General features: G+C 69.9%; 20 protein-coding genes. 5 read left to right on the plus strand and 15 right to left on the minus strand.

Annotated elements, in window-relative coordinates; genetic code table 11:
* Positions 1–399 precede the first annotated feature (399 nt).
* The 5 genes from AC1U89_RS17595 to recO form a co-directional block, all read right to left on the minus strand.
* On the minus strand, positions 400–735 hold the full coding sequence (locus AC1U89_RS17595) for a UrcA family protein (RefSeq protein ID WP_479900966.1): 336 nt from the start codon (positions 733–735) through the stop codon (positions 400–402).
* Between the two features lie 142 nt (positions 736–877).
* Positions 878–2,248, minus strand: a complete 1,371-nt coding sequence (locus AC1U89_RS17600; RefSeq protein ID WP_479900967.1) for a serine hydrolase domain-containing protein — start codon at positions 2,246–2,248, stop codon at positions 878–880.
* An 80-nt stretch (positions 2,249–2,328) separates the two neighbouring features.
* Complete coding sequence (gene parC / locus AC1U89_RS17605; RefSeq protein ID WP_479900968.1) at positions 2,329–4,608, minus strand: DNA topoisomerase IV subunit A; 2,280 nt, start codon at positions 4,606–4,608, stop codon at positions 2,329–2,331.
* An 89-nt stretch (positions 4,609–4,697) separates the two neighbouring features.
* Positions 4,698–6,287, minus strand: a complete 1,590-nt coding sequence (locus AC1U89_RS17610; RefSeq protein ID WP_479900969.1) for an alkaline phosphatase D family protein — start codon at positions 6,285–6,287, stop codon at positions 4,698–4,700.
* 191 nt (positions 6,288–6,478) lie between these two features.
* Positions 6,479–7,210, minus strand: a complete 732-nt coding sequence (gene recO / locus AC1U89_RS17615) for a DNA repair protein RecO (RefSeq protein WP_479901047.1) — start codon at positions 7,208–7,210, stop codon at positions 6,479–6,481.
* A 161-nt stretch (positions 7,211–7,371) separates the two neighbouring features.
* Between recO and AC1U89_RS17620 the strand changes: the two genes are divergently transcribed.
* Positions 7,372–8,364 (plus strand): hypothetical protein, encoded by a 993-nt coding sequence (locus AC1U89_RS17620; protein ID WP_479900970.1) that lies wholly within the window; start codon positions 7,372–7,374, stop codon positions 8,362–8,364.
* Between the two features lie 211 nt (positions 8,365–8,575).
* Complete coding sequence (locus AC1U89_RS17625; RefSeq protein WP_479900971.1) at positions 8,576–9,817, plus strand: MFS transporter; 1,242 nt, start codon at positions 8,576–8,578, stop codon at positions 9,815–9,817.
* Here the strand turns inward: AC1U89_RS17625 and AC1U89_RS17630 are convergent.
* The 10 genes from AC1U89_RS17630 to AC1U89_RS17675 form a co-directional block, all read right to left on the minus strand.
* Positions 9,814–10,689: an arylamine N-acetyltransferase family protein gene (locus tag AC1U89_RS17630; RefSeq protein WP_479900972.1), complete on the minus strand. Its 876-nt coding sequence runs from the start codon at positions 10,687–10,689 to the stop codon at positions 9,814–9,816. The genes AC1U89_RS17625 and AC1U89_RS17630 overlap by 4 nt on opposite strands.
* A 133-nt stretch (positions 10,690–10,822) precedes the next feature.
* Entirely contained in the window at positions 10,823–11,776 is a 954-nt protein-coding gene (gene era / locus AC1U89_RS17635; protein ID WP_479900973.1) for a GTPase Era, read from the minus strand.
* Between the two features lie 171 nt (positions 11,777–11,947).
* Entirely contained in the window at positions 11,948–12,652 is a 705-nt protein-coding gene (gene rnc, locus AC1U89_RS17640; RefSeq protein ID WP_479900974.1) for a ribonuclease III, read from the minus strand.
* Between the two features lie 10 nt (positions 12,653–12,662).
* Positions 12,663–13,511 carry a signal peptidase I gene (lepB, locus tag AC1U89_RS17645; protein ID WP_479900975.1) on the minus strand — a complete coding sequence of 283 codons (849 nt, stop codon included), beginning with the start codon at positions 13,509–13,511 and terminating at the stop codon, positions 12,663–12,665.
* Between the two features lie 158 nt (positions 13,512–13,669).
* Positions 13,670–13,822, minus strand: coding sequence for a hypothetical protein (locus AC1U89_RS17650; protein WP_479900976.1), 153 nt, complete (start codon positions 13,820–13,822; stop codon positions 13,670–13,672).
* A 66-nt stretch (positions 13,823–13,888) separates the two neighbouring features.
* Positions 13,889–14,290, minus strand: coding sequence for a holo-ACP synthase (gene acpS / locus AC1U89_RS17655; protein WP_479900977.1), 402 nt, complete (start codon positions 14,288–14,290; stop codon positions 13,889–13,891).
* A complete protein-coding gene (locus AC1U89_RS17660; RefSeq protein WP_479900978.1) occupies positions 14,287–15,042 on the minus strand; it encodes a pyridoxine 5'-phosphate synthase in 756 nt (251 codons plus the stop codon). The genes acpS and AC1U89_RS17660 overlap by 4 nt, the downstream gene beginning before the upstream one ends.
* A gap of 5 nt (positions 15,043–15,047) precedes the next feature.
* Positions 15,048–15,632 (minus strand): orotate phosphoribosyltransferase, encoded by a 585-nt coding sequence (gene pyrE, locus AC1U89_RS17665; RefSeq protein WP_029912509.1) that lies wholly within the window; start codon positions 15,630–15,632, stop codon positions 15,048–15,050.
* 31 nt (positions 15,633–15,663) lie between these two features.
* A complete protein-coding gene (locus AC1U89_RS17670) occupies positions 15,664–15,969 on the minus strand; it encodes a type II toxin-antitoxin system RelE/ParE family toxin (RefSeq protein ID WP_479900979.1) in 306 nt (101 codons plus the stop codon).
* Positions 15,966–16,214, minus strand: a complete 249-nt coding sequence (locus AC1U89_RS17675) for a type II toxin-antitoxin system ParD family antitoxin (protein ID WP_479900980.1) — start codon at positions 16,212–16,214, stop codon at positions 15,966–15,968. Before AC1U89_RS17675 ends, AC1U89_RS17670 begins: the two co-directional genes overlap by 4 nt.
* A 75-nt stretch (positions 16,215–16,289) precedes the next feature.
* Between AC1U89_RS17675 and AC1U89_RS17680 the strand changes: the two genes are divergently transcribed.
* The 3 genes from AC1U89_RS17680 (at position 16,290) to AC1U89_RS17690 (ending at position 20,133) form a co-directional block, all read left to right on the plus strand.
* Positions 16,290–16,703: an NUDIX domain-containing protein gene (locus AC1U89_RS17680; protein ID WP_479900981.1), complete on the plus strand. Its 414-nt coding sequence runs from the start codon at positions 16,290–16,292 to the stop codon at positions 16,701–16,703.
* Between the two features lie 55 nt (positions 16,704–16,758).
* Positions 16,759–17,610, plus strand: coding sequence for a 3-deoxy-8-phosphooctulonate synthase (gene kdsA / locus AC1U89_RS17685; protein ID WP_479900982.1), 852 nt, complete (start codon positions 16,759–16,761; stop codon positions 17,608–17,610).
* Between the two features lie 72 nt (positions 17,611–17,682).
* A complete protein-coding gene (locus AC1U89_RS17690) occupies positions 17,683–20,133 on the plus strand; it encodes a hybrid sensor histidine kinase/response regulator (RefSeq protein ID WP_479900983.1) in 2,451 nt (816 codons plus the stop codon).
* The last annotated feature ends 52 nt before the right edge of the window (positions 20,134–20,185 follow it).

Below are 20,185 nucleotides of genomic sequence, written 5' to 3' on the forward strand. Positions count from 1 at the left end.
CGGGGATACGCACCCCAAACCCCTCTCTCTTTGAGAGAGGGAGGGGCCCGCCGCCGCAGGCGGTGGGAGGGTGAGTGGTTTCACCGTTGGCCGGTAAACCCAGAGCCGTCGAGCCTTTTCGCACGAACCCAGACCGCCGCCGTCTATACGGCCGCTAATGCAGAACTGTCTTCGTCATCCCTCCACCCTGAAAGACTGTAACCACTCACCCTCCCACCGCTTCGCGGCGGGCCCCTCCCTCTCTCTAAGAGAGAGGGGGAAAATTGGCGGGAGCCTCGGGGCGTCTCCCATTTGGGGCTGGGGACATGCGACGCCGTTGAGCGCTCTGAGGGAAAAACGGCCGGGCAAGGGCATGCCCGGCGCTCCCGCCACCTCCCCGGGAGGGGGGAGGATCTCGGGCTAGCCGCCGACCGCGCGCAGGGCGCGCAGCTGCGGAGCCGACAGCTTGGATTGCACCTCGTCGCGGACATCGATGCGGCAGGCCTTGGCCGACCAGCGGTCCAGCCGCTGGTCCTGGGCGCGCGCGACGCAGACCGTCTCGCTGGCGGCGTCGATGCGGGCCTTCAGCAGGCGGGCGTCCTGCGGACGGGAAAGGTCCAGGTCGCCGACCGGGATGCGGACCAGGACCGCCGGGTAAGGAGACGCCGCCTGGGCGGGCTGGGTCAGGCCCAGGGCCGGCAGAACCGCCAGGCCCAGCAGGGCGACCGTCGAAAGCTTGACGATGAACTGGCCCATCCCGGACTCCCCTGTCTTGGCGACGCCGTCCGCGTCGCTTTCGAGAGGTAGGATGCCGGCACTGTTCTACGAATACTCGTTACGTCTGCTTCATGACGTCGTATTCACAGAGTGAACGGCTTGTAATCTTTCAGGGTTCAAATCAGCGCGAGGAAGAATTGAGCCGCGCTTCCTTGATCGGCGGCTTCTCCAGCGCCTGGTAGACCACCGTGCGGGTGGTGGCGTCCAGGCCCGAACCCACGCCGCCCAGGCGCTGGATCATGCCGATGAAGAACAGGTCGTTGCTGGGGTCGATCCAGAACCAGGTGCCGGCGCTGCCGCCCCAGCTGATCGTGCCGGGCCCCACCGGGGCGCCGGACAGGCGCGGGTCGACCGCCACGGCCACGTCCAGGCCGTAGCCCATGCCGGCGCTGAACGGGAACGGCTTCTGGTCGGGGCGCAGCACGCCCGTGGTGCCGTTGGTGGTGACCTGGAAGCTGGGCGGCAGGTGGTTCAGCCGCATCAACGCCACGCTCTCGGGCGTCAGGATTCGCACCCCGTCCAGCGTCCCGCCGTTCAGGATCATCTGGGCGAAGCGCGCGAAGTCGCCGGCGGTGGACAACAACCCTCCCCCGCCCGACGGCGCGGCCGGCGGCTTGGTGACGTCGCGCCAGGGCCCCTCGACGGCCGGGATCAGCTTGCCGGTCGCCGGGTCGCCGTCATACAGGGCCGCCAGGCGCGGCAGCTTCTCGGGCGGGGCCCAGAAGGCGGTGTCCTTCATCTTCAGGGGACGGAAGATCCGCTCTTCCATGAACACCGGCAGGGTCTGGCCCGACAGGCGCTCGACGATCAGCCCCTGCAGGTCGGCGGCGACGCTGTAGCGCCACATCACGCCGGGCTGGGCGTACATCGGCAGCATGCCCACCTTGCGCGCCAGGTGGTCCAGGGTGTCGGACTGCAGCACCCCGGCCCGGAAATAGGCCTGGTCGGCCAGGCTGGCCGGGTCGTCGGCCAGGCCGTAGGCGAAGCCGGCCGTATGGGTCATCAGCTCGCGCATGGTGGGCGGGCGGCTGACCGGAGTCAGGATCGGCCGTCCCTCGGCGTCGACGCCCGAGGCCACGCGCAGCTCGGACAGCTCGGGCAGATATTCGGTGACCGGATCGTCCAGCCGCCACCGGCCCTCCTGGTAGAGGATCAGCATCGCCACGCCGGTGACCGCCTTGGTCTCCGAGCGGATGCGGAACAGGGCGTCGGCGGGCATGGCCTCGCCGGTCTCCAGGCTGCGCTTGCCGAAGGTCTTCAGCGACACCACCCGGCCGTGGCGGCCCAGCACGGTGACGCCGCCGGCGATCTGGCCCTGGTCGACCAGGGCCTGCATCGTCTCGTCCAGTCGGCGCAGCTTCTCGGCCGAGAAGCCCGCCGTCTCCGGCTTGGCGGCCAGGGGCAAGGGCGGCGCGGCGCCCGCGGCTCCGGCGACGGCCAGGCCGAGCAAGGCGGCCACGGCGCCGGCGGTGCGCTTGAGCACCGCGTTCATGCGATCAGATCCTGTCATCCCGGATGAAGCCTAGCGGATATCCGGGACCGCCCAAAGCGCGGCGCTCTTGGCGGTCCCGGTCATCCCTTCGGCCGGAACCGCTTGGAGGTCGGGAAGCCCTTGGGCGACAGCTTGCCCGCCCCGGCCCGACGGCCGATCCAGTCCTTCCACTCCAGCCAGTCGCGACGACGGCCGGCGGTGTCGATCCAGAAGGCGCCCGTCTCGGCGTTGAACGAGATCGCGTCGCGCAGGCCGCCCTCGCGGTAGGCCTGCAGCTTCACGCCCTTGCCGCGCGGCATTTCCGGCAGCTCCTCGATCGGGAAGATCAGGATCTTGCCGTTGTCGCCGATCACCGCCACCTGGTCGCCCGCGGCCTCAAGGCAGAAGGCCGCGCCGGCCGCGTCGACCGTCAGCACCTGCTTGCCGGCCTTGCGGTTGGCGATCGCCTCCTCTTCCGGCATCAGGAAGCCGTAGCCCTGCTTCGAGGCCAGGAAGCGCTTCCGCCCGGCCTTGAACGGGAACATGTCGATGATCTTCACCTTGTCGTCGAGGTCGATCATCATCCGTACCGGTTCGCCGTGACCGCGCGCCGACGGCAGGTTGGCGCAGCTGATCGTGAAGAACCGGCCGTCGCTGGTGAACAGCAAGAGCTTGTCGGTCGTCTCGGCCGCCGCGATGAAGCCCAGCTTGTCGCCTTCCTTGAACTTCAGCTCGGACGGGTCGTCGACCTTGCCCTTGGCGGCGCGGATCCAGCCGCGGTCCGACAGGATGACGGTGATCGCCTCGCGGACGATCATCGCCTCCATGGCGGCCTCGGCGTCGACCACCGGGGCCTCTTCGAAGATCGAGCGGCCGATCACGCCGGTCGGGCGCGGCTTGTCGTGCGGGTGGCTGATCTTGACCAGCACGGCGCGCACCTGGCGCAGGCCCGTGCCGACCAGGTCCCACTGCTTCTTGTCGCTGGCCAGCATGGCCAGGATGCCGTCGCGCTCCTCCACCAGCTCGGCGTGCTCGCGGCGGATCTCCATCTCCTCCAGCTTGGCCAGTTGGCGCAGGCGGGTGTTGAGGATGGCGTCGGCCTGGACGTCCGAGAGGGCGAAGGCGGCGATCAGCTTCTGCTTGGGCTCGTCCTCGTAGCGGACGATGCGGATCACCTCGTCCAGATTGAGGTAGGCGATCAGCAGGCCGTCCAGGATGTGCAGGCGGCTTTCGATCTTGGCCAGGCGGTGGCGGGCCCGGCGGGTCAGCACCTCGCGGCGGTGGGCCAGGAAGGCCATCAGGCACTGCTTGATGCCCATCACGCCCGGCGTGCCCTTGGCGTCCAGCACGTTGATGTTGACCGGGAAGCGGCTTTCCAGCGCCGAGAGCTTGAACAGGCTCTCCATCAGCACTTCGGGCTCGACGTTCTTGGACTTGGGCTCGAGGACCAGGCGGATGTCCTCGGCGCTCTCGTCGCGCACGTCACCCAGCAGGGCGGCCTTCTTGCTGTCGATCAGGTCGGCCAGTTGCTCGACCAGATCGGACTTCTTCACCTGGTACGGGATCTCGGTGACGACGATCTGGTAGGTGCCGCGGCCGGTGTCTTCCTTCTCCCATTTGGCGCGGGTGCGCACGCCGCCACGACCGGTCTCGTAGGTCTCCAGCAGGCTCTCGCGGGACTCGACGATCACGCCGCCGGTCGGGAAGTCCGGACCCGGCACGCGCTCCAGGATCTCGGCCGTGGTGGCCTCGGGATTGCTCAGCAGCAGCAGGCAGGCGTCGATCAGTTCGGCCGGGTTGTGCGGCGGGATCGAGGTGGCCATGCCCACCGCGATGCCCGAACTGCCGTTGGCCAGCAGGTTGGGGAAGCCCGACGGCAGGACCACCGGCTCCTCGTCCTGGCCGTCGTAGGACGGCTTGAAGTCGACCGCGTCCTCGTCGATGCCGTCCAGCAGCAGCATGGCCGCGGCGGTCATCTTGCACTCGGTGTAGCGCATGGCGGCGGGGTTATCGCCGTCGATGTTGCCGAAGTTGCCCTGGCCGTCGACCAGCGGCACCCGCTGGGCGAAGTCCTGGGCCAGGCGGACCAGGGCGTCGTAGATCGACTGGTCGCCGTGCGGGTGGAAGTTACCCATCACCTCGCCGACCACCTTGGCGCACTTGCGCGCGGCGCCTTCGGGGTTGAGGCGCATGTTGTTCATCGCGTGCAGCACGCGACGGTGCACGGGCTTCAAGCCGTCGCGCACGTCGGGCAGCGCCCGCGAGCCGATCGTCGACAGCGCATAGGCCAGGTAGCGCTTGGAAAGCGCCTCGCTCAGCGGCTCGTCGAGGATGCGGCCGTCTTCCGGGCCGCCGGGGGGAGGTAGGACTGGTTTGTTCATCTGGGAGATTCGTTACGCGTGGCGGCCATCCTAGCCAATACCGCGCGGCAAATCCTCCCTCCGAACGCCTTTTGTTCCCCTCCCCGCCCTTAAGCTTCGACCAGGCGCGGATCGCCCGCCTCGATCGCCATCTTCTTGCGCGTCGTCAGGGCGCCGTCGCGGCGGGTGATGGCGTCCAGCACCTTGAACTCGGTGACCCAGCGCTTGTCGGTGACGTCGCAGATCGCGTAGCCGCGCTGGCTGTTGTTGAACTTCAGCTGCGGGTTGGCGGCCTGGATCTTGGCGAAGGCCTCGGTCTGGTCCACGCCGTCGCCGCCCGAGGTGATCGAGGTGGTGACGAACTCGGTGGCGATCGGCCGGCCTTCGGGATGGGCGCCGTCCAGGAACAGCTCGCCGGCGAAGTTCTGGTGCTCGTCGCCGGTCAGGACCACGGTGTTGGCGATCTTGCGGTCGCGGATCTGCTTGAGCAGCCGGTTGCGCGGCGTGCGGTAGCCGGCCCAGCTGTCGGGATTGACCACCACGTCCGGGCCCGGATCGCGGTCCAGGTCCATCATCATCACCTGCTGGGCCAGGACGTTCCAGGTGGCCTTCGAGGCGGTCAGGCCGTCGACCAGCCACTTCTCCTGCTTGAGGCCCACGACCTCGGCCTCGGGGCGGTCGAGGGTGGCGCAGGCCACCTGCTTGTCGCCGCACGGCTGGTCGGTGCGGAACTGGCGGGTGTCCAGCAGGTTCAGCTCCAGCAGCTTGCCCCAGGCGGCGCGGCGGTAGATCTGGATCGCGGTCCCGGCGGGGAACGACGAGGCCCGCAGCGGCATGTTCTCGTAATAGGCCTGGGCGGCGGCCTCGCGGCGCAGGTTGAAGATCTTGGGATCGGTGCCGTCCTGGTCGATGTCGGAGACCCAGTTGTTGTCGGTCTCGTGGTCGTCCCAGACCACGAACCACGGCGCGGCGGCGTGGGCGGCCTGCAGGTCGGCGTCCATCTTGTACTGGGCGTAGCGGCGGCGGTAGTCGTCCAGGGCGTAGATCTCGCCGCCGAAGTGCTGGCGGACGTTCTCGCGCGGGCCGTCGGCGCTGTTCCACATCCGATTGCCGCGGCCCTCGTAGATGTAGTCGCCATAGTGGAACACGAAGTCCGGGGCATCCTGCGCCATCTTGCGGAAGGCGGTGTAGTAGCCCTGCTCGTAGTTCTGGCAACCGACGACGGCGAAGCGGGCGCGGTCCAGGGCGGCGCCGGCCGCCGGCGCGGTGCGGGCCCGGCCGGTCAGGCTGCGCTCCTTGCCGGCCATGAAGCGGTACCAGTAGTCGCGTCCGGCCTCGAGGCCCGAGACCTCGACGTGGACGCTGTGGCCCAGCTCGGGCGTCGCCACGGCGGTCCCCTTGGCGACCACGGTCTTGAAGCCGCGGTCGGCGGCCACTTCCCAGTCGACGGCCACGGGGGCTGTGGGCATGCCGTAGCCGATCTCGAACGGCTCGGGGGCCAGGCGGGTCCAGATCACGAAGCCGTCCGGCCAGGGATCGCCCGAGGCCACGCCCAGCTGGAACGGGTACTGGGCGAACACCGCCTGGGCGAAGGCCTGGTTGCCGATCAAGGGGATCGACAGGGCGGTGACGGCCGAGGCGCCGAAGGTCTTGAGCAGCCGGCGGCGGTTCAGGGCGTAGCGATCGAGGACGAGCGACATGGGGCGGGACTCCGAAACGTGAGTCCCGATAGCCACGCTTTGTGACGTTTCATTCCTTTCCGCTCATCCCGGCGAATGCCGGGACCCAGATCCAAAGGCGGTGTGGATGACTGGACGAACTCCACGCTGCTGGCGTCAGCCCCAGAGCCATTCCATCTGGGTCCCGGCATTCGCCGGGATGAGCGGAGTTTTTAAAGACGCCCCGCCTCGCCCAGCCGGTCCAGCAGCCAGACGCGAGCCGGCGGCAGAGGGCGGTTTAGCGGGTGGAAGACGAACTGCTCGAGGAAGTGGCCGGTGATGTCCAGGCCCGCCCTGACGTCGCCGTCGGCCAGGCCGCCCTGGGCCGACAGCATGAACGGCGGCAGGGGCAGGAGCTTGTCGTGATAGGGCCGCCCCGCCTCGCGGCTGACCGCCCGGCCGGTGCGCGGGCTGACATAGACCAGGTCGTCCAGCGCGCCGGTGGCGGCGCATTTCGACAGGTCCAGGCCGAAGCCCAGGTCCTGCAGCAGCCCCGCCTCGAACCGCACATAGACCGCGGGCCAAATCTCGGGGATGGCCAGGGCGGCGATCAGGGCCTCCAGGGCGTGGAAGGCGCCGGGATGGGCCTCGCGCTCCGGCAGGGCCCCGGCGGCGACGGCGGCGGCGGCCGACAGGCCCGACAGCGCCAGCGGCTCGTCGAACAGCGAGGCCGGCCCCTCGCCGATCGGCTCGAGATTGGCCGCGCCCAGCTGGTCGCTAACCCGGGCCCGGTAGCGGGCGATGACCTTGGCCCCGGCCTGCAGGAACGGCTTCATCCGCCGCGAGGCCGCGCCCGAGACGTGGGCCGCGAACTTGCCCCGCTCCTGGGTCAGCAGTTCGACGATCGCCCCGGTCTCGCCATGGGCGCGCGCCGACAGCACGAAGGCCTCGTCCTCCCACTCCATCAGGCGGTCTTGGTCGCGGAACAAAACATGGACTCTCCATACGACGTCGCGATCTCGGCGCCGAGCCGAAAGTCGCCTTCATCTCCGGATGCGCGAAGCCTATTGCCTCTCCTAAGGTTGATCCGCTAGCCAGGGACTCGCACAATCGGGGAGTGCAAATCGTGAGCGAAGAGTCGCTGGTCGCGTCGCGCGTCTATAGCCGCAAGCTGGACAAGCCGCCGGCCACCTGGCCGGCCCTGGTGGTGACCGTGCTGGTCGGCATGGGCCTGGCGATCGCCTACAGCCTGCGCCTGCAGGGCCTGGACAGCGAGCGGTTCAACCTGTCGGACCTGATCAACACCCGCTTCCTGTTCAGCATCGTGCCGTGCGCCCTGATCAGCCTGGCGCTGTGGGCCCTGCTCTATTTCGGCTATGTCCGCTCGCGCGACGCCACCCGGGGGCCGATCTATTTCAACATCCTGGCGCCCTGCGTCTTCGCCGCCTCGCTGCTGTCGCCCGTGGTCCTGCACGGCGTGCGCTACGCCGAGCATCAGGTCTACCTGTACAAGGCGCGCGAGGCCTGGACCGCCCTGCCGGGCCTGAAGACCGAGCTGGCGGCGATCGCGGCCAAGGACCGGGCCGGCGACACGGCGATGCTGGCGGCCCTGAACCCGCGACTGAAGGCCACCGACCAGCGGCTGGTGATCTCGCCGGTCACCATCGGCTCGCCCGCCGACGTCCGCGCCCTGACCGCCCGCCTGCGCGGCGCCCTGGACGCCGTCGCCCAGGCCGAGATCGAGGACACCCAGCGCTGGAAGGAGACCCGCGCGGCKATCGACGACGCCCTGCGGCGCGCCAATCCGCCGCCGATCGTCCGCGACTATGTGCTGGCCCAACTGGACAAGGACACCAAGATCGCCGTCGCCCGCCACGGCGCCGAGGCCGACCTGCGCGACCGGACCTATGCCGAAACCCTGGCCGCTCTGGAGGTCTTCGCCAAGGCCGACGGCCTGTGGCGCTCGGACGGCGACAACCTGATGTTCGCCCGCCAATCCGACGTCGACGCCATCGAGGAGCACCTGAACAACGCCGAGCGCCTGCGGCGGCGGCTGTTCGACTTCCCGCCCGAGCCCCTACCCCACCAGAGCTGGTCGCGACCGCCGCCCGGGGTCTAGGACGCGGCCGTATTCCGCCTATTCGAATCCCTGAACCCTGACTTGAGCCTCGCTGCTGCGAGCGAAGCCGTGCGCCTGGCCATCCAGAAATGCTGGGCGTGTCCCGGGGAAATTTGGAGTCGCGGCGCCCGGGCGGGCGGCCGGCCGCGCCCCTATCTCAGCGGCCCAAAGTTGCTTCAACCGCCCGGACGGGCGGCCGCCGGAGATCGCCATGGATGGTTCGACAATCGCCCGACCCGCGCAGGACGCCTCGAGCCCGATCGGCGAGCCTGAAACGCCGGCGCTCTGGACCGCGATCGGCGCCCTGGCCCTGGGCGTCTTCGCCCTGGTGACCTCGGAATTCCTGCCGGCCAGCGTGCTGACGCCCCTGGCGGCCGATCTCGGCGTCAGCGTCGGGGCGGCGGGGCAAGCGGTCACCGCCACGGCCGTCGTCGGGGCGATCGCCGCGCCGCTGACGCCGGTGCTGACCGGACGCCTGGACCGGCGGCTGGTGATGCTGGGCCTGATGGCGCTGCTCTGCGCCTCGAACCTGCTGACGGTCTTCGCCGCCAACCTGCCGACCCTCCTGGTCGCCCGGATCCTGCTGGGCGCCAGCCTGGGAGGCTTCTGGTCGATGGCCGCGGCTCTCGCGATGCGACTGGTCCCGGCCAAGGCGCTGCCGCGCGCCATGTCGATCGTCTTCACGGGCGTGTCGGTGGCCACGGTCTCGGCCGCACCGGTCGGCGCCTATGTCAGCGACACCCTGGGCTGGCGGGCGGCCTTCGTGATCGCCGGCGTGGTCGGCGCGTTGGCTTTCGCGGTCCAGGCCCTGACCCTGCCGCGCCTGGCGCCGACGGCCCCGCCCCGCCTGCGCGGCCTCCTGGAGGTGGCGCGTCGGCCCAGCGTCGCGGTGGCCCTGGTCGGCGTGCTGCTGGTGATCTCGGGCCACTTCGCGGGCTTCACCTATGTGCGGCCGGTGCTGGAGCAGGTCACCCACCTGAGCGTGGGMGCGATCTCGCTGGTGTTGCTGGCCTTCGGCGTCGCCGGGTTCTTCGGCAACTTCGCCGGCGCCTTCCTGGCCGAGCGCGACCCGCGCCTGGCCGTGCTGGGCGGGGCGAGCCTGGTCGCCGTCGCCGCCCTCGCCGTCGTCACCCTGGGCGCCTGGCCGCTGGTCGCGGCCGCCGCCCTGACCGTCTGGGGCTTCGCCTTCGCCATGCTGCCCGTGGGCTTCCAGTCGTGGGCCACGTCGGAAGCGGCCGACCAGGCCGAGCTGGCGGGCGGCCTGCTGACCTCGACCTTCCAGGTGGCGATCGCCATGGGCGCGGTCTTCGGCGGGGTGCTGGTGGACGGCCTGGGACCGGTCAGCGCCTCGGCCTATGCCGGCCTGACCGCCCTCCTGGGCGTGGGCCTGGTCGTCGCCGCGCGGCGCGAGCGCAAGGTCCCGATCGCCGCGCCGTGCGAGGCCTGCTCCTAGGCCGGCGCGCCCCAGGCCACGATCTTCTCGATCACTGGCCGCCAGTCGGGCTGGACCGGCAGGCCGATCACGTCGCGCAGCGTGGCCTCCAGCTCGTCGGCCGACAGGTCGCGCTGCTCGACCAGGGTGCCGGTGGCGTCGCGGTGCGTCAGGCGGTTGTTCTTCAGGGCGTAGCGCGCGTCCGGCGTCACCCGGCCCACCGTCAGGCTCCAGGTGAAATGCGAGCTGGGGTGGGCGTAGGTGTAGAAATTGGCCTGCTCGTAGTCCTGGTCGGCCCACAGGCCGCTGGGGGCCACCTGGTAGGTCGCCGCCCACTTGCCCGACAGGTCGGCCTGCACCCGCCGCTCGCCGCCCAGCTCGTCGACCGGCAGGATGCGGAAGTCGCCGTTGGGCGTGGCCTGGACCTCGTCGGAGAACAGCCGCAGCGGCGCGGTCAGCACGCAGCCGCCGAAGCCCACGTCGGCCAGCCAGACCGTGTCGTCGCCCGGAACCCGCACGGCCAGCACCATGTGCGAGCGCGGTCGCGGCGGCAGGTGGTCGGGCACCATCCACAGCACCCGCGCCATCAGGCCGCTGACCTCGAAGCCCAGGGCCGTCAGCACGCGCTTGAACAGGCCGTTCTGCTCGTAGCAGTAGCCCCCGCGCCCGGCCGTGATCAGCTTGGCGTCGATGGCGGCCGGATCCAGGCTGATCGCCTTGCCCAGCAGGACGTCGACGTTCTCGAAGGCGATGGCGTCGGGATGCTTCCGGTGGAGGGCGCGCAGCACGTCGAGCGTCGGCTCGCGCGGGCCGTCATAGCCGATGCGGGCGAAATAGGCGTCGAGATCGACCGAGGGGGAAGCCGGCGTGATGGCGGTGTCGAGCTTGGTCACGGCGGCGCTTCCTGTGTGTTCTAGCCTTACAGGTAGAGTTCGGGCGGGGGATTTCCAGCCCGCTCCTCCCCTTCACCCGTCATCCCGGGCACAAGGCCCGGGATGACGAGGTTTGGAAAAGCCCTGGTCGTCCTCAGACGTCGAAATCCAGGCCCATGTCGTTGAACAGGCCGCGTTCCTCGGCCCAGTTCTCCTTGACCTTCACGTGCAGGAACAGGTGGACCTTGCGGTCGAGGATGTCCTCCAGCTCCTCGCGGGAGGACTTGCCGATCCACTTGATCACTTCGCCGCCCTTGCCCAGCACGATGGCGCGCTGGCCGTCGCGTTCGACATAGATGGTCTGCTCGATCCGGGCGCTGCCGTCGGGGCGTTCCTCGAAGGCCGTGGTCTCGACCGAAGCGGCGTAGGGCAGCTCCTCGTGGACGCGCAGGTAGATCTTCTCGCGGGTGATCTCGGCGGCCAGCAGGCGGGCCGGCAGGTCGGCGGTCTGGTCTTCCGGATACAGCCACGGGCCTTCCGGCATCAGCGAGGCCAGCTTGGCCATCAGGTCGTCGACGCCCGCGCCGGTGGAGGCGCTGATCATGAAGACTTCCGAATAGGCGCCGGTGTCGAACAGCTCCTGGGTGACGGCCAGCAGGGTGTCGCGCTTGACGCCGTCGATCTTGTTCAGGGCCAGGATCACCTGGCGACCGGCGGCCTTGATGCCCTCGATGATGGTCTGGACGTCCTGGCTGGAGCGGTGCTCGCCCGGCGTGGCGCGGCGCTCGCGCACGGCCAGCTCGGCCTGCACGTCGACCAGGTGGACGACGACCTCGGAATCCTCGGCGCCGGCCCAGGCGGACCGGACCATGGCGCGGTCCAGGCGACGGCGCGGGGTGAAGATGCCGGGGGTGTCGACCAGGACGATCTGGGTGTCGCCGGTCATGGCCACGCCGCGCACGGGGAAGCGCGTCGTCTGGACCTTCTGGGTGACGATCGAGACCTTGGCGCCGACCATGCGGTTGACCAGGGTGGACTTGCCGGCGTTCGGGGCGCCGATGATGGCGGCGAAGCCGGCTCGGGTGGTTTGGGGGGTGGTTTCAGTCATTGCGCGTGCGTGTAGCACCGATGGGGCTCGGGGGCGACCTTACTTGCCCCCACCTGACGGCTTCGCCGTCTGTCCGCCCCATAGGGGGCGGAAGCTTTAAGCGTGGCGCGCCTCTTCCCCCTATGGGGGAAGACGACCGCGAAGCGGTCCGTAGGGGGCAAGTGGGTGAGCCTAAGCCCCCGAGGCCCCTTCCCGCTCCAGCAGCGCCTTGGCGGCGGCCTTCTCGGCCTCCTGCCGGGACTTGCCCTTGGCGATGGCAGGGTCGACGCCCTTGACCGAAGCCTCGACGGTGAACACCGGCGCGTGGTCCGGACCCGTGCGGTCCAGGACGCGATAGCTCGGCAGCGGCTTGCCCTTGCCCTGGGCCCATTCCTGCAAAGCGGTCTTGGGGTCGCGCGGCTTGCCCTGGTTGGCGCGTTCGAACTCGTCAGTCCACAGGTCCAGGAACACGCGGCGGGCCGCTTCCAGCCCGCCGTCGCGGTACAGCGCCGCCATGAGCGCCTCGGCGGCGCCGGCCAGGATCGAGTCGGTCTCGCGGCCGCCGATCTTGCTGGACGAGGCCGACAGGCGGAGCGCCGGACCCATCTGGGCGGCGCGGGCCACCCGGGCGCAGGTCTCTCGACTGACCAGGGCGTTCAGGCGCGGGGCCAGCTCGCCTTCCTTGGCCTTGGGGAAGCGCTCGGCCAGGGCCTCGGCGGCCAACAGGCCCAGCACGCGGTCGCCGATGAACTCCAGCACCTCGTTGTCGCCGGCCTTCTTGGCCCCGTCGCCCACGCTGGCGTGGGTCAGGGCCAGCTCCAGCAGCTGCCGATCCTGGAACGTGTGACCGATCCGGCGCTCCAGGTCGCCGACGGCGACGGCGCGTCTATCTGTCATTTCTTGGCGGTCACTTGAGGACGCGGAAGAAGCGGCTCGGACGGGCGTCCAGGAACCAGGTCCACGGCTTGAACAGGTGGGCGTCGGCGTTCCACGACAGCAGGATCAGCTGGGCGCGGCCCACCAGGTTCTCGGCCGGGACGAAGCCCACGCCTTCCTGCATGCCGATGTACTGGTCGTTGGCGAAGTCCCACTTGCAGGTGCCCGAACCGGTCTTGAAGGCCGAGATGCCCGGGTCGAAGCGGCTGTCCAGCGAGTTGTCGCGGTTGTCGCCCATGAAGAAGTAGCAGTTCTCGGGCACCGTATAGACGCCGGTGTTGTCGGCCTCGCTGTCGGGGCCGTAGTCCTGGGTGGCGTACTTGCGGCCTTCGGGATTGGTCTCCTCGAAGCGGCCGGCGCGGATGGTGCCATAGCCAGTGTCGACCAGGGCCGAGGGCAGCTCCTTGCGCTCCAGGGCCTTGCCGTTGATGTAGACCACGCCGCCGCGCACCTGGACCTTGTCGCCGGGCAGGCCGATCAGGCGCTTGATGTAGTCGACGTGCGGGTCGCGCGGCAGCTTGAAGACGATGATGTCGCCGCGGCGAGGCTGGTGGCCCAGGATGCGGCCGTTGAACAGCCCCGGGCTGAACGGGATCGAGTGCTTGGACCAGCCGTAGCTGTACTTGCTGACGATGATGTAGTCGCCCTGGTAGAGATTGGGCTCCATCGAGGCCGAGGGGATCGTGAACGGCTGGAACAGCAGCACCCGCAGCACCAGGGCGATGCCCAGGGCGTAGGCGACCGTCTTGACGATCTCGATGAACTCCTTGACCGCCCCGGTCTTGTCGTCGGGGTTCTCGATGTCGGTGGTGTCGGTCATGCGCTCAGGGGCTCTCGACGGAATGGGCTTCGGGCGGACCCGACGCGCCTAGCTAGACGGGGTTTACGACGGGAGCAAGCGTGGCGCCCGTTAACTCGCCTTCATGGCGAAGGCGTGGCGCGCCGCGCCCCCTCTCAGCTTGACCGTGCAATACGGGCCTAAATTGTGGCGAAGACCGCCGCCAGAACCAGGGCGAAGAAGCCCCAGCCGACCAGCAGCCAGGCGAACGGCCGCTCTTGCCAGGGCATCAGCTGACGCCTGCGACGCGTGGTCCGCGCCCCCTTGCCTTCGATATCGCTCCAGATCGCCATGTGGGTCCCCCGTCCCAGAACGGCGCCGTTTCAGGCGCTTCGGAGGTCGGGGTGCAAGGCGGGGGCCTAAACCGCGGGAATCGCCTCGATGATCACGAAGGCCTGGGCGTAGGGATGGTCGTCAGTCAGGGACAGGTGGATCACCGGGGTCATGCCCTCGGGGACCATCCTGGCCAGGCGCTCGGCCGCCCCGCCGGTCAGGGCCATGGTCGGCTTGCCGGACGGCAGGTTGACCACGCCCATGCCCGCCAGGTGCACCCCGCCCTTCAGGCCCGTGCCCAGGGCCTTGGAGCAGGCCTCCTTGGCGGCGAAGCGCTTGGCGTAGCTGGAGGCGCGGTCGGGCTTGCGCTCGGACCGCTTGCGCTCGATCTCGGTGAAGACCTTGTTGGTGAACCGGTCGCCGAAGCGTTCGAGGGACTTCTCGATCCGGCGGATGTCGCACAGGTCCGAGCCGATCCCGATGATCACGCGGCCACCTCGAGCCTTGCAGCATCCATCAGGGCCCGCATGCGCTGCATGGCCTGGGGCAAGCCCACGAAGATCGCCTCGCCGATCAGGAAGTGGCCGATGTTCAGCTCGGCGATCTGCGGGATGGCGGCGATCGGCTTGACGGTGGCGTAGTCGATGCCGTGGCCAGCATGGACCTCCAGGCCCAGGTCAGCGGCCAGGGCGGCGCCGGCCTTCAGGCGCTGCAGGATGGCGGCGGCCTTGTCGGCATGGCCCTCGCGGGCGGCGTCGCAATAGGCGCCGGTGTGCAGCTCCACCACCTGGGCGCCGGCCTTCACCGAGGCCTCGATCTGGGCCGGATCGGCCTCGATGAACAGCGAGACCCGCGCCCCGACCGTGCGCAAGCGGGTCGTGGCCTCGGCGATGCGGTTCGCGCCCTTCACGACGTCGAGGCCGCCCTCGGTGGTGACCTCCTCACGGCGCTCGGGCACCAGGCAGGCGGCGTGCGGCCGGGCCTGCAGGGCGATGCCGACCATCTCGTCGGTGACCGCCATCTCGAAGTTCAGCGGCTTGCCGCGCTTGAGGCAGAGGTCGGTCAGCAGGGCGATGTCGGCGTCGCTGATGTGGCGGCGGTCCTCCCGCAGGTGGGCGGTGATGCCGTCGGCGCCGGCCGCCAGGGCCAGCTCGGCGGCCCGCACCGGTTCCGGATAGCTGGCCCCGCGCGCGTTGCGGATCGTGGCCACGTGGTCGATGTTGACGCCGAGCCGCAACATGCCGGTCAGCCCTTCAGACGCCGGCTGCCCGGGTCTTCGATCGGGATCGCGGCCAGTTCCGGCGGCAGGGCGTCGGCGGGATAGGCCGGGACCTCCAGGCTGGCCAGGGCCACCAGCGGCACGCCGACATCGGCCTTGCCGCCCGAGCGGTCGACGATGCAGGCCGCGGCGATCACCTCGCCGCCGGCCTCCTGGATCGCGGCGATGCACTCGCGCGACGACAGGCCGGTGGTGACGATGTCCTCGACCATCACGACCTTCTGGCCGGGCTCCAGGTGGAAGCCGCGGCGGAACTTGAAGCCGCCGCCCTCGCGCTCGACATAGATCGAGGCGACGTCCAGCCAGCGGGCGGTCTCGTAGCCGGGGATGATGCCGCCGACGGCCGGCGACACCGCCACGTCGGGCTTGCCGACCGTGGCGACGATCTTCTCGGCCAGGGCCTTGCAGAGGCGCGCGCAGCGCTCGGGCCGCATGAACACCAGGTTCTTCTGCAGGAAGACGGGGCTGTGCAGGCCGGAGGACAGCACGAAGTGGCCTTCGCGCAGGGCGCCGGCGGCGCGGAATTCGTCGAGGACGTCGTCGTTGGTCATGAGTGGGGGATATAGGCCGGTGGGGGCGAGTCTACAAACCGCCGAGTAGCGACGGCAGATCCCGCGCGCCATGCAAGACTCTGACGATCAGCGGAGGCCGCCGCTCAGCGTTGTAGATCAGCAAGTAGGGAAAGCCCTGAACGACCAGAAAGCGGTGGGGTGCATCCGCAATTTCCAGGCGCTCGACGCCGCTCCCAGGTCGCTCGGCGATGAGCGCCGCCCCGCGCAAGACGGCCGATCGGAAGGCGACCGCCGCCGCTGGACGGTCGGCGCGTATCCAAGCCTCGGCGTCGATCAGATCGCGCCGGGCGAGCGGCGAGAATTCCGCGCGGCTCACCGTTCGCCGGCGCGCTTTGCATCGATCTCCGCGAAAATCTCTTCCGCCGTGAACACGCCGTCGCGATCGGCTTCGGCCGTCGCCGCCGCCAGCATCGCGTTGAATTCCGCACGCTGGCGTTCAACATCGCGCATCAGGTTGAGGGCCGACCGCACCACATCCGTCACCGTGTCGTAGCGACCCGCATCCACGCAATCGTTCGCGAAGCGCTCTAGGTCGTCGGTGAGCTGGACGCTGGTCGCCATCGGTCGCGCCTTGTGTCAGATGTCGCCGTAAAGTGCGCCTTGCTGCGCGAAGCTTCAAGTGACCGGACAGTTCGCGTGAACGACATCTCTTCCCCCCGCCCCCGCCCCCGCGTCGGCTGCGGCGCGGCTATCCTCGACGGCCAGGGCCGTATCCTGCTGGTCCAGCGGCGTCGCCAGCCCGAAGCCGGCCATTGGGGCCAGCCCGGCGGCAAGCTGGACTGGGGTGAGAACGGCCGCGCCTGCGCAGAGCGCGAGATCCTGGAGGAGCTGGGGATCACCATCGTCGCCGGCCCGGTGCTCTGCGTCACCGACATGATCGGGCCGGACAGCCACTGGGTGGCCGTCACCTACCGCGCCGACGGCTGCGTGGGCGAGCCGGCGATCCAGGAGCCGCAGGCCCTGGCCGACTGGGGCTGGTTCCCGCTGGACGCCCTGCCCTCGCCCCTGACCGCCGCCACCCTCGACGCGGTCGCTGCGCTTAGGGCATAAGCTGGCCGCTTGATTTGCGACCGGCCCCCGTCGCCGGCGAACCAGGAACACCGCCATGTCCGTCGTCACCCTCAAGCGCTGGAACATCTCGATGGGCGCCGGCCGGCCGCTGGCCGTGATCGCCGGCCTGAACGTGCTGGAGAACCTGGACCTGGCCCTGGAGGTCGGGCGCGAGCTGAAGGCGGTCACCGCCGAGCTGGGCCTGCCCTATGTGTTCAAGGCCAGTTTCGACAAGGCCAACCGCTCGTCGATCACCAGCTATCGCGGTCCGGGCCTGAAGGACGGCCTGGCCATGCTGGCCGAGGTGAAGGCCAAGCTGGACGTGCCGATCGCCACCGACATCCACGAGGTCGACCAGGCCGAGCCGGTCGCCGCCGTGGCCGACCTGGTGCAGATCCCCGCCTTCCTGTGCCGCCAGACCGACCTGATCGTCGCCGCCTCGCGCGCCACCGCCGCCCAGGGCGGCTGGCTGCACGTCAAGAAGGCCCAGTTCATCGCCCCCTGGGACTGCAAGAACATCATCCACAAGGCCCGCGAAGCCGCGCCGGACCTGCAGATCGTGCTGTGCGAGCGCGGCGCCTCGTTCGGCTACAACAACCTGGTGGTCGACATGCTGGGCATCCAGCAGATGCAGAACCTGGGCGTGCCGGTGACCATCGACGCCACCCACGCCGTCCAGCTGCCGGGCGCCGACCCACGCACCGCCGGCGGCTCGACCGGCGGCCGCCGCGAAGGCGTGCCGATCATCGCCAAGGCCGCCGTGGCGGCCGGCGCCGACGGCGTGTTCCTGGAGTTCCACACCGACCCCGACAAGGCCCTGTGCGACGGCCCCAGCTGCCTGCCCCTCACGGACGCGGCGGGCTTGCTGAAGACGTTGAAGACCCTGCACGCGGCCGTMCGGGCCTAGGCCGGAGCCTTTTCCGCCAAGCGGCGTTATAGCGAAGCTGTTCGCCGCTTCGCTGGAAACCTCGTGGACCTTATGCCGCTCGATAGGAGCCTCACGCTCGCCCAGGTCTTCCCGGGCGACAGCGAGATGGCGCGCCGCATGCGCGAGGCGGACTGGTCCGACTTCCCGCTGGGTCCGCCCGAGACCTGGCCAACCGGCCTGAAGACGCCGCTGGCCATGATGCTGACCTCGCGCTTCGAGATGTGGCTGGGCTGGGGCGACGACCTGCGGTTCTTCTACAACGACGCCTACATCCCCACCCTGGGGATCAAGCATCCGACGGCCCTGGGCCGGCCGTTCCAAGAGGTCTGGCGCGAGGTCTACGCCGACGTCGAGCCCCAGGTCCATTCGGTGCGCCAGGGCGTCCCCACCTGGAACAAGGCGCTGCTGCTCCTGCTCGAGCGCAGCGGCTACCCCGAGGAGACCTACCACACCTTCTCCTATAGCCCGCTGCGCGAGGGGGCCGACATCCGGGGCCTGATGTGCGTGGTCACCGAGGAGACCGAGCGGGTGATCAGCGAGCGGCGGCTCGGGACGGTGCGCCGCCTGGGCGAATGCCTGATCGGCGCGGTGACCCGCGACGCCGTGCTGCAGGGGATCTGCGACGCCCTGGCGTCCAACACCGAGGACTTCCCGTTCGCCCTGGCCTATGTGAGCGACCCACTGGGCGGGCTGGTCGGCTGCTCGGCCACCGAGGAGGGACGCGACCTGCTGCAGCGCTCGTGGCCGCTGGAGGCGGCCCGCGGCGCTTCGTTGAGATACGCCCTGCCCCGCGCCGCCTATCCGACCGGCGCGTGGTCGATCCCGCCGACCGAGAGCCTGGTCGTCCCGATCCCGGGCGCGCAAGGCGAGCCGGCGGCGATCCTGGTGCTGGGCCTCAACCCGCACCGCCGCGACGACCAGGGCCTGCGGGACCTGGCGACCCTGGTCGCCGACCGCGCGGCCGGGGCCTTCGCCCAGGCCCGCAACGTCGAGGACGAGCGGCGGCGGTCGGACCGCATCTGGACCAACGCCCGCGACCTGATGGTGGTGGTCGACGGCGACGGCGTGTACCAGTCGGTCAGCCCGGCCTGGACCCGCATCCTGGGCCATCGCGTCGAGGACGTGGTCGGCAAACGGATGGAGGACTTCGTCGTCTCCGAGGACGCGGCCGCCACCTACCGCACCCTCGACAATATCCTGCACGGTCCCCAGGTCACCGGCTTCGAGAACCGCTACCGCACTTTGGACGGCGGCGTGCGCTGGATCTCGTGGAACACCGCCTTCGAGGACGGCCTGATCTACGGCTACGGCCGCGACATCACCGACGAGAAGCTGCAGGCGCAGGCGCTGAAACAGGCCGAGGAGGCCCTGCGCCAGGCCCAGAAGATGGAGGCCATCGGCCAGCTGACCGGCGGCGTCGCCCACGACTTCAACAACCTGCTGACGGTGATCCGCTCGTCGGCCGACCTGCTGCGCAGCCGCGACCTGCCGCCCGACCGCCGGCGCCGCTACATCGACGCCATCTCGGACACGGCCGACCGCGCCGCCAAGCTGACCAGCCAGCTCCTGGCCTTCTCGCGCCGCCAGGCCCTGAAGCCCGAGCACTTCAACGTCGCCACCAAGGTCGAGACCCTGGGCGACATGCTGCGGTCGATCCTGGGCGCGCCCATCCGGCTGGACGTCACGGCCCTGTGCGACGACTGCTTCGTCGAGTCCGACATCAACCAGTTCGAGACGGCCCTGATCAATCTGGCGATCAACGCCCGCGACGCCATGGACGGCGAAGGCGTGCTGGCGATCCGCATCGACGCGGCCGACGCGATCCCCGCCATCCGCGGCCACGCGGCCAGTCGCGGCGACTTCGTCACGGTCGCCGTGGCCGACGGCGGCTACGGCATCGCCGAGGACGACCTGGCGCGGATCTTCGAGCCCTTCTTCACCACCAAGGAGGTGGGCCGGGGCACCGGCCTGGGCCTGAGCCAGGTCTACGGCTTCGCCAAGCAGTCGGGCGGCGACGTGGCGGTGGAAAGCCGCGTGGGGCGCGGCTCGACCTTCACCCTCTATCTGCCCCGCGCGCGGCGCGTGGAGCGCACGGCCGACGCCGCGCGCGGCCCCCTCCGCAGCCGCCATGACGGGCGCGTCCTGGTGGTCGAGGACAACGCGGCGATCGGCGAGTTCGCGACCCAGTTGCTGCAGGACCTGGGCTACCGCACCGAACTGGCGTCCAACGCGGTGGAGGCCCTCGCGCGGCTGGAGGGCGGCGCGACGTTCGACATCGTATTCAGCGACGTGGTCATGCCCGGGATCGGCGGCGTCGAGCTGGCGCGGATCGTCAAGGCGCGCTGGCCCTCGACCCAGGTGGTGCTGACCAGCGGCTACAGCCACGTGCTGGCCACCGACGCCCATCACGGCTTCCCGCTGCTGCACAAGCCCTATTCGGTCGAGGAGCTGTCGCACACCTTGCGCCTGGCGGCGACCGACGAGCCCGTCGCGGCCGGATAGGATTTTCGGGAACCCATCGCCAAGCTAAGCGTCATAGCCGACGGGCGGCGCA

It is taken from the genome of Caulobacter sp. 05T431, assembly GCF_056665975.1.